The following is a 13,951-nucleotide window of genomic DNA, read 5'->3' as shown; positions in this document are numbered from 1 at the left end:
CATGTTAGACGGCATTTTGCAAGGACTGGGCACCGCCATGCTGCCCATCAACATCTTCATGGTGATCGTCGGCTGCTTCGTCGGCACCTTCATCGGCATGCTGCCGGGCCTGGGGCCCGTCACAGCCATCGCCCTGATGATCCCCATCACCTACGGGCTGGACCCGGCCTCCGGCATCATCCTGATGGCCGGGGTCTATTACGGATCCATGTTTGGGGGCTCCACCTCCTCCATCCTGATCAACACGCCGGGCTGCTCGGCCAGCATGATCACCGCCATCGACGGCTATCCGCTGGCCTGCAAGGGCCAGGCGGGCAAGGCGCTGGCCATCGCCGCCTACGCCTCCTTCACCGGCGGCACCCTGTCTGCCATCTTCCTGATGGTGGCGGCGCCCCTGCTCGCCAAGGTCTCCCTCTCGTTCCAGTCGGCGGACTACTTCGCCCTCATGGTGCTGGGGCTCTCCGCGGTGGCGGCCTTTGCCGGCAAGGGCCAGGTGCTCAAGGCGCTGATCATGGCGCTGTTTGGCATCATGCTCTCCACCGTCGGCATCGACCGCAGCGTCGGGGTGGACAGGTTCACCTTTGGCCTGCCGGACTTGCGCGATGGCTTCTCCTTCCTGCTGTTGGCCATGGCCACCTTCGCCCTGGCGGAGATCCTGATGACGGTGCTGCGCCCGGGCAAGGACACCAGCAAGGAGGAGGCGAGCAAGATCCAGCAGCTCGGCTCCCTCAAACTGAGCAAGGCCGAGGTAAAAGAGATAGCGCCGCCCATAGTGCGCTCCTCTGTGCTGGGCTTTCTCATCGGGGTACTGCCGGGAGCCGGCGCCACCATCGCCTCCTTCATGGCCTATGGCGCCGAGCGCAATTTCGCCAGCAAGCGCAGGCAGGAGGCCTTCGGCAAGGGCAGCCTGACCGGCATAGCCGCACCGGAGGCGGCCAACAACGCAGCCTCCAGCGGTGCCTTCGTGCCCCTGCTGACCCTGGGGATCCCGGGCTCGGGCACCACGGCGCTGATGCTGGGGGCCCTCATCGCCTACGGCATCCAGCCGGGCCCGCGCCTGTTCATGGAGCACCCGGATGTATTCTGGTCGGTGATCATCTCCATGTATCTGGGCAACGTGGTGCTGCTGATCCTCAACCTGCCGCTCATTCCCTATCTGGCCAAGATACTGCAGGTGCCGCGCCCCGTGCTCATCCCCATGGTATTGCTGTTCTCGCTGATCGGGGTCTATCTGGTCTCCTTCAACACCATGGACATCTATGTGATGGCGCTGGTGGCGCTGATCGCCATCGGGCTGCGCCTGTTGGACTTCCCCATGGCCCCCATGCTGCTCGGTTTCATTCTGGGGGGCATGCTGGAGGACAACCTGCGCCGGGCCCTGGTGATCAACGACGGCTCCCTGAGCTTCCTGTGGGAGCGGCCCATCACCCTCGGCTTCACCCTGGTGACCCTGGTGATGCTGCTGTTGCCGGTCTGGCAGTGGTGGCAGGCCCGCCGCACACCGGCCACCACGCTGCAATCCGATCCGAGTTGAGTTCGCGGAACTCATAAAGCAAAAGAGCGCCAACAGGCGCTCTTTTTATTTGCAAACAAGATAGGTGGCTATCCCATTCAGGGCTGGCGATAGCGCCGCTCCGGCCGCCCGACAGTGCCATATTCCAGCTCCGGGCTCGCCAGCTGCTGCCCCACCAGAAACTCCAGATAGCGGCGCGCCGTGGTGCGGCTCACCCCCACCCGGTTGCCTATCTCCTCGGCGCTGGCCCCGATGCCGGTCAATGCCGCCAGCACCCGTTGCAGGGTGAGCGCGTCTATCCCCTTGGGCAGACCAGCGGCCGCCACCTGCTGCAACGGTGTACCGAGCAGGGTATCCACCGCCTGCTGATCGATGTCGGCAAGGGCCGCCAGGGCGGCGCGGCTCTCGGCATAGTTGCCCAGGGTATCGCGCAGTCGCTCGAACACCACGGGTTTGAGGATGAAATCCACCACCCCGAGCCGCATCGCCTCCTGCAGGGCACTCGCCTCCCGCGCGGCAGTGAGCAGGATCACATCCAGGCTGGCCCCGGCCTGGCGCAATTCACGCAAGAGGGAAAACCCTTCGCCATCCGGCAGCCACACATCCAGCAGCACCAGATCGGGTCTGAGGATGTCTATCTGCTCTCTGGCATCGAACAGGGTGAGCGCCACTCCCAGCACCTCGAACCCCGCCAGCCGCTGCACGAAGCGACGGTGGATCTCGGCGATGGCCGGATCATCTTCGACGATCAGGATCTTGATCACTCACACCTCCTTGGGAATGTAACAGACGACGCAACTGCCCTGCGCCGTGGCTTCGATGGTGATGGTCCCCTGCAAGGCATCCAGGGTCTTGCGCACCAGGGAGAGGCCGATGCCGTGATCCGGCTCCGTCTTGCTGCTGACCCCGCGCTCGAACAACCTGTCCGCCAGGGCGGGATCTATGCCGCCCGCCCCGTCTTCCACCTCCAGGATGAGATCCTGGCCGAGATCGCTCAGGGCCACCCGCACCGGCTGGTAGGGCGCGCCGTGACGACGGGTGGCCTCGAAGGCATTGTCGATGAGATTGCCCAGCACTGTCACCAGCTGGGAACCGCTGACGCGAAGGGGGATGTCGTGCAGATGAGAGTCTGGGTCCACCACCAGTACCAGCCCCAGCTCGTGGGCCCTGTGATACTTGCCAAGCAGCAGGCCCGCCACCTTGGGCTTGGCGATGGCCCCCATCAGGAAGCTGAGCAGGGTCTGCTCGGTGGCGGCCTCCCGTCCGATGAAGGCGAGCGCCTCCCGGGTGGCACCGAGTTCGATCAGGCCGGCTATGGTGCCGAGCTGGTTGTTGTGTTCATGGGTCTGTACCCGCAGCAGGTCGCTGTAAGCCTGCACCTGGGAGAGCTGGGCGCTGAGCTCGGCCAGCTCGTCCTTGCGGCGAAAGCTCGACACGGCGCCGATCAGCTTGCCGTCTCGCACCAGCGGCAGCCGGTTGACGATGAGCTGCTGGCCGTTGAGCACTATCTCTTCATCAAACTGGGGACGGGGATCCTGAATGAGGGAGAGCATGCGGCTCTCCGGCAGCAAGCGGGTGACGGGCTGACCTATGGCCGCCCTCGCCGCCTGCTCGTCAAGACGCAGCAGGCGGATACCGTTGGGGTTGAGAGAGGTGAGCCGCCCCTGTTCATCTATGGTGAGGATCCCCTCACGCACGGTGCGCAGGGTGCAATCCAGCTCCGCATAGAGACGCCCGATCTGCTCGGGCTCGAACCCCAGCAGGGCGCGCTTGTAGCGCCGTGCCAGCCAGGCCGCCGCACCGCTGTTGAGCAAGACGATGAGCAGAGTCATCGCAAGGCCAAAACGCAGGAAACCCTGCAGATCCGCATCTATGTCGCGTACCAGATAACCGACCGACACCACGCCAATCACCTGTCCCATCTCGTTGCGGATCGGCCCCTTGCCGCGTACCGAGACCCCGAGCGATCCCTGGGCACGGGAAATATAGGCTTCTCCTTGCAGGGCACGCCTGGGATCGTCCCCCACCATGGGCTGGCCGATGCGATCCGCATTGGGGTGCACCAGCCGCCGCGCCTCGCTGTCACCGATGACGATGTAACTGGCGCCGACCTCGGCGCGGATCCGCTCCACCAGCAGGTTGAGCCTGGCGGTATCGCCGCGCTTCACCCCGGCGATGACACCGGGTTCACGGGCCACCAGCCGCGCCACGTCGAGGGCCTGATCCCCCACCTCGCGGTAGCGTTGCTCGGAGACGTAGTAGTAGCTGGCCCCGCTCAGCAACACCAGTTGCAGCAGACTGACCAGACAGAGCATGAGCAGGAAGCGTCCTTGCAACCCGAGTCTCATGCCTCCTTGTCACCTCGCAACAGGTCGAGCAGCAGGCTGCCGTCGCGCAGGGCCTTGTGCACCTGCACCGAGGTGGGCTTGGTGGGATCTTCGTAGAAGTGGGTGGATTCGATTTGCAGCCGCACCAGGTATTCGGCCGGCAGCTGGCTGGCCAGGGACTGGTGCAGCATGGGGAACAGCAGCCGATCGGCGCGGGTTATTTCCCCCCCCAGCAGCAGCTTGCCCGGATTGAGCAGGCAGATGAGGTTGGAGAGCACCCGGGAGAGACGACCGGCCGCCTGATGGAGAATGTCCTGGCACAGGCTGTTGCCCGCCAGCGCCAGCTCGCACAACTCGCGGATGGTGACGCTCTCGGGCAGATCATGCTCCTGCATCCGCTCGCGCAGATCCCGGTATTGCGCCTCCAGCGCCTGGTTGGTCACTAACGTGCAGGCGCAACCAAAGCCGCCGCAGTAGCAGCGCTGGCCATAGGGCTCGAGCTGCAGGTGGCTGAGATCGCCGAGCAGGGCCGACTCGCTCTCGATGAGCTGGCCATTGACCACCATGCCGACCCCTATGTCGTTGTGCACAAATACCAGCACAGCATCGGCGCAGTTTTTGGCCGCGCCCCATTCCCGCTCGGCCTGGATCCAGGTACGCACGTCGCCACTGACCAGCACGGGCACCGCGAACGCCTCCTGCAGGGTGGGGCCAAGCGGCCAGTTGCGCAGATCATAGAAGGGGAAGTGCTTGACCATGCCGGAGTGGCGCTCCACCTGCCCCGGCAGACAGAGGGCGATGCAGGCAAGGCGCAGCGCCTTCTTGGGCAAAAAGCCCTCGATGGCGCGCACCAGGCTGGCCAGCAGGTCGGCACGCTCGGCCTCGCTGAAAGTGTGACGATGACGGGCGAGGGAGCGACCGGCCAGATCGAACAGGGCCATGTCCACATAGCCACGGCCCAGACGCATGGAGAGAAACTGGAAGCGGCGCTCGTTGATGCGCAGCAGGGTCTGACGGCGACCACGGCCCACCGAGCTCTCGCCACAGGTCACCACCAGACCGCCATCGAGCAGTTCACGGGTGATCTTGGTGATGCTGGCCGGAGAGAGGCCGGTCAAACGTGACAGATCGGTACGGGACAGCTCCTTGTGCTCCTCCAGGCTGGCGTAGACCAGGCCATAGTTGAGCTGACGGATCAAATCGATACTGCCTTTCACGATCTCATTCATAGGATATGGGTTAACGAAAAGAGCGGATGGTGACAATTTTCCCACATTCTCCGCCAATCCCCAAATTTGCCGTCTGGAAATCACGTCCAGACGGCAAAAATGCGATCAGTAGCGGAATTGGGAGACGAGTTTGCGCAATTTGTCACCCGTGCTGGCCAGATCGCGGGTGGTGCTGTTGGACTCCACAGCAGCGTCGGTCAGCTCGCTGACGATCTGCTGGATGGCCACCAGGTTCTTGTTGATCTCCTCGGAGACCGCATGCTGCTCCTCGGCCGCCGTCGCTATCTGGATGTTCATGTCGTTGATGGTGCTGACCGCCATCACCATGCTGTCGAGGGAGGTGGCGATGTGGCTCGCCTCCTGTACCGTCTCCTGGCTGCGCTCCTCGCTGGCCTGCATCACGTCCACCGCCTGTTTGACGCCGCTTTGCAGCCGCTGCAGCATCTCGTTGATCTCCTTGGTGCTCTGCTGGGTGCGACCCGCCAGGGAGCGCACCTCGTCAGCCACCACAGCAAAGCCGCGCCCCTGCTCCCCGGCCCGGGCCGCCTCGATGGCGGCGTTGAGCGCCAGCAAGTTGGTCTGTTCGGCAATGCCGCGAATGACCTCGACCACGGATCCTATCTTGCCGGTCTCCTGCGCCAGCTGCTCGATGACGCCGGAGGCGGTATGCACCTCGCCCACCAACCTGTTGATGCTGTTGATGGCGCTGCCCACCACGCCACGGGCGGCATCGGACTCGCGCGCCGCGTCGCTGGTGGCGGTGGCCGCGTTGGAGGCGCTGGCCGCCACTTCCTGGGCGGTGGAGCTCATTTCGGTCACGGCGGTGACCACCTGATCCGTCTCCCGGCTGTGGCCGTGCATCTGATGGTCATAGTGCTCGCTCAGGTGGTGCAGCTTCTCCACCGCACTGAAGAGGTGATTGCTGGTCTCTCCCACCTGACTCACCACCGACTGGATCCGCTCGACGAAGCGGTTGAAGGCGGTGGCCAGCTGGCCAATCTCGTCATGACTCTGCACCTTGAGGCGCTGGGTCAGATCCCCCTCCCCGTCGGCTATGTCGTTGAGGGCCGACACCGCATCCGCCAGCGGCCGGGTGACCCGATTGCCGATCACCACAGTCACCGCCAGGGTGATCCCCAGGATCACCAGAATGAGCAGCACGCTGCTCTGCAGGGAGTCGTGCATGTTGCTCTCACGCTCGGTGCGCAGCGCCGCCAGTTCGTTGTCGATGTCATCGATGTAAAAACCCGTGCCTATGACCCACTGATACTTGTCGAGCACCAGGTTGAAGGAGAGCTTGGGCGCATCCCGCCCGATGGAGGGCTTGGCGGTCCAGTACTCGGAGAAACCATCCCCCTGGCGCGCCGCCTTGACGATCTCCTGGATCAGCAGCTTGCCCTTGGCATCCTTGTCCTGCCAACGGTTCTTGCCCTCCATCTCGGGGCGGGTCGGCAGCAATACCGTATTGCCCTGGAAGTCATAGACGAAGAAGTAGCCGTCGCTGCTGTAGCGCAATGGCCGCAGGATCTCGGTGACCTGCTTGCGCGCTTCCGGGGTGTCTGGCTGGTTGTAGGCCGTGTCGACGGCCGTCTTGGCGAGCATCAGGTAGCTGCTGAGCAACGCCTTGCGCTCCTTGATCGCATTCTCCCGCGCCGCCACCAGATCGGCTTCCAAATCGCTCTTGGAAATCATGTAGTTGCTGAGGTTGACCACCAGGGCCATCAGGAGCACGGGGATGGCTCCCAGCAACAGAATTTTCTGCTTTAGCGTCATCATTCACATCCTTGCAGCTGTTTTTATTGGTGTTCCGTTCCTACCCAACCAGTATAGGGCGCTGGTCGGCGGGGACCCGCTTTCGCTACAATCCCCGCACCTTTATCTATCGACCCTGATGGGCTGACACATGAACAAATGTCCTTGCGGTTCAACTCTTTCTCTCGAACTGTGCTGTGGATCACTGCACCAGGGGGCCGAGGCGCAGACCCCGGAGCAGCTGATGCGCTCCCGTTACAGCGCCTTCGTGCTGGGGCTGGGCGACTATCTGGTGCACAGCTGGCACCCTGATCACCTGGGGGGATTGACGGCGGATCAGCTATCTCAAACCGACACCCGCTGGGATGGGCTGGAGGTCCTCGCCGCCCAAGGCGGCCCCTCGGACGAAACCGGCATGGTGGAGTTCAAGGCCTGGTTCAAGGAGGGGGATGAGCGCCACTGCCTGCATGAGCGCTCCCGCTTCGTGCGTTATCAGGGACGCTGGGTCTACACAGATGGCGAGCAGGACCCGGCACCGCTGCAGGCAGGGCGCAACGACCCCTGCCCCTGTGGCAGCGGCAAGAAGTTCAAGAAATGCTGTGGCTGAACACCCGTCTCATGCCAAGAGAGGGGGCCCTGGTGGCCCCTTCTCTGTTATGGGAGTGTGACCAGAGTCACGATTTGCTCATTAGCCAGCGCACACGTGAGCGTTTACGAGCATTAATTTGGCCCATATCAAACATTTTCGGCCAGAGAGGCGCCACACTGGCGTCATCTGGAAGAGATGAGACGGGCAAGAATGAAAAGAATAACCACACAAGTCGTCATCATAGGGGGTGGCGCCACCGGAGCCGGCATCATGCGCGATTGCGCACTGCGCGGCATCGACTGCATCCTGCTGGAGCGGGATGACATCGCCGCCGGCACCACGGGCCGCAACCACGGCCTGCTCCACTCGGGCGCCCGCTATGCGGTGACGGATCCGGAGTCCGCCCGCGAGTGCATTCAGGAGAACCGCATCCTCAAGCGGATCGCCAGCCACTGCGTCGAGGACACGGGCGGCCTCTTCGTCACCCTGCCGGAAGATGACATCAATTTTCAAAGCACCTTCATGGACGCCTGTGCCCTGGCGGGTATCGACGCCCGCCAGCTGGATCCGGCCGATGCGCTGCGCCTCGAGCCCAACGTCAACCCGGCGCTGATCGGCGCCATTCAAGTGCCGGACGGCACTGTCGATCCCTTCCGCCTCGCCGCCGCCAACGTGCTGGATGCGAAAGAACATGGCGCGCGCATCTTCACCCACAGCAAGGTGCTGGGACTGCTGCGCAATCAGGACAGAGTCCATGGCGTCAAGGCCATCAACACCCGCACCGGCGAGGCGTTCGAGGTGGAGTGTCAGGAGGTGATCAATGCCGCCGGCATCTGGGGCCAGCAGATCTGCGAGTACGCCGATCTCGGCATCCGCATGTTCCCGGCCAAGGGCTCCCTGCTCATCATGGATTACCGCATCAACCAGATGGTGCTCAACCGCGCTCGCAAACCGGCGGACGCGGACATTCTGGTACCGGGCGATACCATCTCCCTCATAGGCACCACCTCGAGCCGCATCGACTACCAAAAGATTGACCAGCTCACCGTGGATCCGGACGAGGTGGAAGTGCTGCTGCGCGAGGGGATCAAGCTCGCCCCCATCATGGCGCGCACCCGTCTGCTGCGCGCCTACGCCGGGGTTAGACCCCTGGTGGCGGTGGATGGCGACGAAACCGGCCGCAACATCAGCCGCGGCATAGTCCTGCTCGATCACAGCGAGCGTGACGGCCTGCAGGGCTTCAACACCATCACAGGCGGCAAGCTGATGACCTATCGGCTGATGGCCGAGTGGGCCACCGACCTCATCGCCAGGAAGATAGGCAACACCAAACCGTGCCGCACCGCCGAGCTGAGTCTGCCCGGCTCGCGGGATCCGGAGAAGGTCTCCGCCCCCGGTCTGTCGGCCCCGGCAGAAGGCTCGGCCCAGTATCGCCACGGCGAGCGGGTCATCGCCTTCTTTCGTGACAACCCCAAGGCCAACGCCCTCATCTGCGAATGCGAGATGGTGACGGCCGGCGAAATCGAGTACGCCCTGCGCGAGCTGGACGTAGACAACCTGGTGGATCTGCGCCGCCGCACCCGCCTGGGCATGGGCCCCTGTCAGGGTGAGCTCTGCGCCTACCGGGCCGCCGGCCTGATGCAGGAGTACGGCAAGGCCGATGGCCGCCAGGCCTGCGTCATGCTGCGCCAGTTCCTGGAGGAGCGTTACAAGGGCACCCGTCCCGTGCTGTGGGGCGATGCCCTGCGCGAGGCGGAGTTTACCTACTGGATCTACGAAGGGCTGTTTGGTCTGGGAGAGTGGACGGCGCCCCACCTGGTGGCCGAGCCCCCCTTCCCCCTCGACCCCGTCACCAGGACAGAAGACCACAGCCAGGCCCCATTGACTCAAGGAGTGCAGTCATGAAATTTGACAGTATCGTGATAGGTGGCGGCATGGCGGGCCTCTCGGCGGCGCTGCGCCTCGCCGAAGCGGGTCAGAAGACGCTGCTGATGGCCTCTGGCCAGAGTGCCTTGCACTTCTCCTCCGGCTCCATCGATCTGCTGGAGAGCGACGGCGATCCCCGCGCCGCCCTGCCCGCCTTCATGGCCGAGCACCCGGATCACCCTTACAGCAAGGTGGGCCTGACCAACATAGAGGCGAGCCTCGCCGATCTGCAGCGCCACTGCCATGAGCAGGGGCTGCCCCTGTTTCGCCTGGAGACCAACCACCAGCGGCTGACCCCCATAGGCACCCTGAAATCCACCTGGCTGTCGCCCCATACCTGCGCCTGCCAGACAGATACACCAGCCCCCGATGCCATCCTGCTGGCTACCCTGGAAGGGTTTCGCGACTTTCACCCGGCACTCGCGGCCGCCAACCTGGCGACCCATCCGCGCTTCGCCCACTGCCGCATCATGACGGGTGAAATTCGCCTGCCCCAGCTCGCCGAATTCAGCCGCAATCCCCACGAGTTTCGCTCCGCCGACATAGCCCGCCTGTTTGACAAGCAAAAGGGCGACCAGCCCGATCTGCTGGCCGATCTGGCCCGCGAGATCTGCCGTATGGTGCACGAGAGCAGCGATCCCGGTTGCCGCCATGTGGTGTTGCCCGCCTGCCTGTCGCTCGGGCTGGTCGGCCCCCGTCTGGCGGAGCTGGAAAAACGCACCGGCTGCACCATTAAGGAGGTGGCGACCATGCCGCCGTCACTCATCGGCATGCGGATGCAAGAGGCGCTCAAGCGTCGCTTCCAGGCCCTGGGCGGTACCTTCCTCACCAGCGAGCGGGTGCTTGGCGCCCGTTACGAAGGGGACAAGGTGCTCGGTGTGCACAGCCAGAACGGCGACGATCAGCTGTTTGAAGCCGATCATTTCGTGCTCGCCTCCGGCAGCTTCTTCAGCCGCGGCCTCGAATCCCGTCTGCGCGGCATTCGCGAGCCCATCTTTGACGCCGATGTACTGAGTCTGGAGGAGCGCGATGCCTGGGCCGGTCGCCGCCTGTTCGACCACCACCCCTTCATGGGCTTCGGGGTCAAGACCGACGACAAGCTCAGAGTGATGCGCGGCGGCAAACCGCTCACCAACCTCTATGGGGCAGGCAGTGTGCTGGCGCACTATGACCCCATCAAAGAGGGCTCAGGCTCCGGGGTGGCGGTTGCCACCGGCTGGCAAGTCGCCGGCCATATTCTGGGCGCGGCCCAATGATTACTTCGTCCCATATCCCGTGTCTTCATCATCGCCGGGAGGAGAACTGACATGCTACTGGATCACGCCAACCAAACTTTCGATCAGTGCATCAAATGCACCGTCTGCACCGCCTACTGCCCTGTGGCAAAGGCCAACCCCGCCTACCCAGGCCCCAAACAGGCGGGCCCGGATGGCGAGCGGCTGCGCATCAAGAGCCCGGAGCTGTTCGACAGCGCCCTCAAATACTGTACCAACTGCAAGCGCTGTGAAGTGGCCTGCCCGAGCGGGGTGCGCATCGGCGACATCATCGCCAAGGCCAAGCACAAATACAGCGACTTCAAGCCCGGGATCCGCGAATTCGTGCTCTCCCATACAGACCTCATGGGCGGCATGTCCACCCTGATGGCGCCCGTGGTCAACTTCACCACGGGGCTCAAACCGATGAAGCTGGTGCTGGACAAGGCGCTGGGGGTCTCCTCCCACCGCGACCTGCCCAAGTATTCGCAAGGCACCTTCCGCGGCTGGTACAAGAAGCAGAAAGCCAGCCAGGCCCAATATGAGCGCCAGATCGCCTATTTCCACGGCTGTTACGTCAACTACAACCACCCGCAGCTTGGCAAGGAGCTGATGCAGGTGCTCAACGCCATGAACATAGGCATGCAACTGCTGGAGCGGGAGAAGTGCTGCGGCGTGCCGCTGATTGCCAACGGCTTCATGGACAAGGCCAAACAGCAGGCGGCCTTCAACATCAAGCAGCTGGAGAACACCCTGCTCGGCAACGAGATGCCGCTCCTGGCCACCTCCTCCACCTGCGGCTTCACCCTGCGGGATGAATACCCCCACCTGCTGGAGCAGGACAACCACAAGGTGCGGGATCGCATCTCGCTGGTGACCCGCTTCCTGTGGAACGAGTTCTACCGGGGCAACAAGCCGGCCATGAAGCCGCTCAATCTGCACATCGCCTATCACACCCCCTGCCACATGGAGAAGATGGGCGGCGTCATCTACACCCTCGAATTGCTGCGCGCCATTCCCGGGGTCAAGGTGACGGTACTGGAGTCCCAGTGCTGCGGCATCGCCGGCACCTACGGCTTCAAGTCGGAGAACTACGAGACCAGCCAGGCCATAGGCGAGGGGCTGTTTGATCAGATAAACCGCCTCAAGCCTGATCTGGTCATTACGGACTGCGAGACCTGCAAGTGGCAGATAGAGATGAGTACGCCGTTTCGCTGTGAACACCCCATCCACCTGCTGGCCCAGGCGCTGGCATAAGAGATCACAGCAGCAGATGGATATAGAGATGAGCACACCTGCTGGCAAAAGCGCTGATCCGATAACGCCATCACCCACAAATAGATAAAGAGAGCCGGCAATCGCCGGCTCTCTTTATTCCCCGTATCCATCGAGGGGCTGGGTGATCAGGCGCGGATCACCCTGCATGGAAACGGGTGATGACAAGGGCGCTCAACATGATTGAATCCGCTGGTTCAGCCCTTGTTTTGCCTCTCTTTGGCGCCATCAAGATTGAGTATTTATGCAAATTTACTTTTATATCCCGAAATGGATAGACCACCCCCTACCCCGCAGCACATTCCTTGCAGGACAAGGCTTGCCGACCCCACTCACCGGCAAATGACAATAGTGTCGGTTAACTGTGGTCCAATAAGTTGAGTTTCCTCATAATTTAACCGGGATCTCATTTCCGGCACTTGCCTCCCCCGGCAATTGATCTAGCGCAAGCCCCGCCTCGATAAATCATCATTCATTTTACCCATTTGGTAATATCCAGCCCGAGCAATCGCATAATTACATGGGTTTTATTCACTAATAACAATTAATCGGCCTGCCTGCTCCTGCCTAGTGCGGGGGCTGATGCCCACATCCAGGATGGAACGGTCAGGTCTGGCAATGAGATCGATTTGGGAGTGATGATCGTGAGTTCACACAACAGACAGACCAGACTGGGCCTCGCCGCCCTGCTGCTTACCACCTGCCTTGGCGCCAGCGGCTTGGCACGGGCGGCCGACGAGGCTCCGCTCAAGGGCAAGATAGAGGCGCGCAGCGAGCTGTTCGCCAAGGATCACGCCGATCAGTTCAGCAGCTGGAAAAGCACCAGCGAGAGCAAGGAGCGCACCGACGCCCTGGCGGACGATCCGCAGATGGTGGTGCTCTGGGCCGGCTACCCCTTCTCCAAGGATTACAACAAGCCGCGCGGCCACTTCTACGCCCTGACCGACGTGCGGGAAACCCTGCGCACCGGCGCTCCCAAGACCGCCGAGGATGGCCCCCTGCCCATGGCCTGCTGGAGCTGCAAGGGCCCGGACGTGGCCCGCGTCATCAATGAAAAAGGCGAAGATGGCTACTTCAAGGGCATGTGGGCAAAAGGCGGACCCGAGATAGTCAACACCATAGGTTGCGCCGACTGCCACGACACCGCCTCGAAAGAGTTCAAGGAGGGCAAACCTGCCCTGCACCTCTCCCGTCCCTATGCCGACCGCGCCATGACCGCCATCGGCAAGCCGTTCAAGGAGCAGGGGCGTTTCGATCAGCAGTCCCAGGTGTGCGGCCAGTGCCACGTGGAGTACTACTTCAGCGGCCCCACCAAGGCGGTGAAATTCCCCTGGGACAAGGGCACGACTGTTGAGCAGATGGAAGAGTACTACGACGAGATCGGTTTCGCCGACTGGACACATGCCCTCTCCAAGACCCCCATGCTCAAAGCCCAGCATCCGGAATATGAGACCTGGCGCGCCGGCATCCACGGCCAGAACAACGTCGCCTGCGTCGACTGCCACATGCCCAAGGTGCAGAACGAGCAGGGCAAGGTCTACACGGATCACAAGGTCGGCAACCCCTTCGATCGCTTCGACCAGACCTGCCGCAACTGCCACACCCAGAGCAAGGAGATGCTGCAAGGCATAGTCCAGCAGCGCAAGGATGCGGTCACCGAGATCAAGCTCAAAGTCGAGAAACAGCTGGTGCACGCCCACTTCGAGGCCAAGGCGGCCTGGGATGCCGGCGCCACCGAAGCCGAGATGAAGGACATTCAGCAGGACATCCGTCACGCCCAATGGCGCTGGGACTTCTCCATCGCCTCCCACGGGGTGCAGATGCACGCACCGGAAGTGGCGCTGCGCATGCTGGGTACCGCCCTGGACAAGGCAGCAGACGCCCGCACCAAGCTGGCTCGCCTGCTGGCGGCCAAAGGGATCAGCCACGAGATCGCCATTCCTGACATCTCCAGCAAGGAGAAGGCCCAAGCCGCCCTTGGCATGGACATGAAACAGATGAACAGCGACAAGGCCCAGTTCCTCAAGACCACAGTCCCCGCCTGGGATGCCGAGGCCAAAGCGGCCGGACGGCTCGCACAGTAACGA

At 63.0% G+C, this 13,951-nt stretch carries 10 protein-coding genes; 6 read left to right on the top strand and 4 right to left on the bottom strand.

Translation table 11 applies throughout. From position 1 onward, the window contains the following. The first annotated feature begins 1 nt into the window (after position 1). Positions 2-1,534, top strand: coding sequence for a tripartite tricarboxylate transporter permease (locus tag ACM3N8_RS17495; protein ID WP_378082095.1), 1,533 nt, complete (start codon positions 2-4; stop codon positions 1,532-1,534). 77 nt (positions 1,535-1,611) lie between these two features. On the opposite strand, the gene ACM3N8_RS17490 is transcribed toward ACM3N8_RS17495, so the two are convergent. The 4 genes from ACM3N8_RS17490 to ACM3N8_RS17475 all read right to left on the bottom strand — a co-directional run bounded on the left by ACM3N8_RS17490 (position 1,612) and on the right by ACM3N8_RS17475 (position 6,842). Then, positions 1,612-2,277: a response regulator gene (locus tag ACM3N8_RS17490; protein WP_290017982.1), complete on the bottom strand. Its 666-nt coding sequence runs from the start codon at positions 2,275-2,277 to the stop codon at positions 1,612-1,614. Beyond that, a complete protein-coding gene (locus ACM3N8_RS17485) occupies positions 2,278-3,861 on the bottom strand; it encodes a sensor histidine kinase (protein ID WP_098983929.1) in 1,584 nt (527 codons plus the stop codon). Further along, a complete protein-coding gene (locus ACM3N8_RS17480; protein WP_043138976.1) occupies positions 3,858-5,069 on the bottom strand; it encodes an ROK family transcriptional regulator in 1,212 nt (403 codons plus the stop codon). Before ACM3N8_RS17480 ends, ACM3N8_RS17485 begins: the two co-directional genes overlap by 4 nt. A 105-nt stretch (positions 5,070-5,174) precedes the next feature. After that, positions 5,175-6,842 carry a methyl-accepting chemotaxis protein gene (locus ACM3N8_RS17475; protein WP_378082089.1) on the bottom strand — a complete coding sequence of 556 codons (1,668 nt, stop codon included), beginning with the start codon at positions 6,840-6,842 and terminating at the stop codon, positions 5,175-5,177. Between the two features lie 130 nt (positions 6,843-6,972). Here ACM3N8_RS17475 and ACM3N8_RS17470 point away from each other — a divergent pair, with 130 nt between their 5' ends. The 5 genes from ACM3N8_RS17470 to nrfA all read left to right on the top strand — a co-directional run bounded on the left by ACM3N8_RS17470 (position 6,973) and on the right by nrfA (position 13,948). Continuing rightward, complete coding sequence (locus ACM3N8_RS17470) at positions 6,973-7,428, top strand: YchJ family protein (protein ID WP_416016442.1); 456 nt, start codon at positions 6,973-6,975, stop codon at positions 7,426-7,428. A gap of 192 nt (positions 7,429-7,620) precedes the next feature. Beyond that, complete coding sequence (gene glpA, locus ACM3N8_RS17465; protein WP_416016441.1) at positions 7,621-9,315, top strand: anaerobic glycerol-3-phosphate dehydrogenase subunit A; 1,695 nt, start codon at positions 7,621-7,623, stop codon at positions 9,313-9,315. Continuing rightward, positions 9,312-10,592, top strand: coding sequence for a glycerol-3-phosphate dehydrogenase subunit GlpB (gene glpB, locus ACM3N8_RS17460; protein WP_416016440.1), 1,281 nt, complete (start codon positions 9,312-9,314; stop codon positions 10,590-10,592). Before glpA ends, glpB begins: the two co-directional genes overlap by 4 nt. Positions 10,593-10,643: 51 nt before the next feature. Beyond that, on the top strand, positions 10,644-11,846 hold the full coding sequence (glpC, locus tag ACM3N8_RS17455) for an anaerobic glycerol-3-phosphate dehydrogenase subunit GlpC (RefSeq protein WP_043557733.1): 1,203 nt from the start codon (positions 10,644-10,646) through the stop codon (positions 11,844-11,846). A 656-nt stretch (positions 11,847-12,502) separates the two neighbouring features. After that, positions 12,503-13,948 carry an ammonia-forming nitrite reductase cytochrome c552 subunit gene (gene nrfA, locus ACM3N8_RS17450; RefSeq protein ID WP_290017977.1) on the top strand — a complete coding sequence of 482 codons (1,446 nt, stop codon included), beginning with the start codon at positions 12,503-12,505 and terminating at the stop codon, positions 13,946-13,948. The last annotated feature ends 3 nt before the right edge of the window (positions 13,949-13,951 follow it).

The sequence above is a fragment of the Aeromonas sp. A04 genome (genome assembly GCF_047780465.1).
In the GTDB taxonomy this organism is placed as follows: Bacteria; Pseudomonadota; Gammaproteobacteria; order Enterobacterales; family Aeromonadaceae; genus Aeromonas; species Aeromonas bestiarum.
The sequence above is the reverse complement of the archived record's forward strand: the minus strand, read 5'-3'. Positions and strand labels throughout refer to the sequence as shown.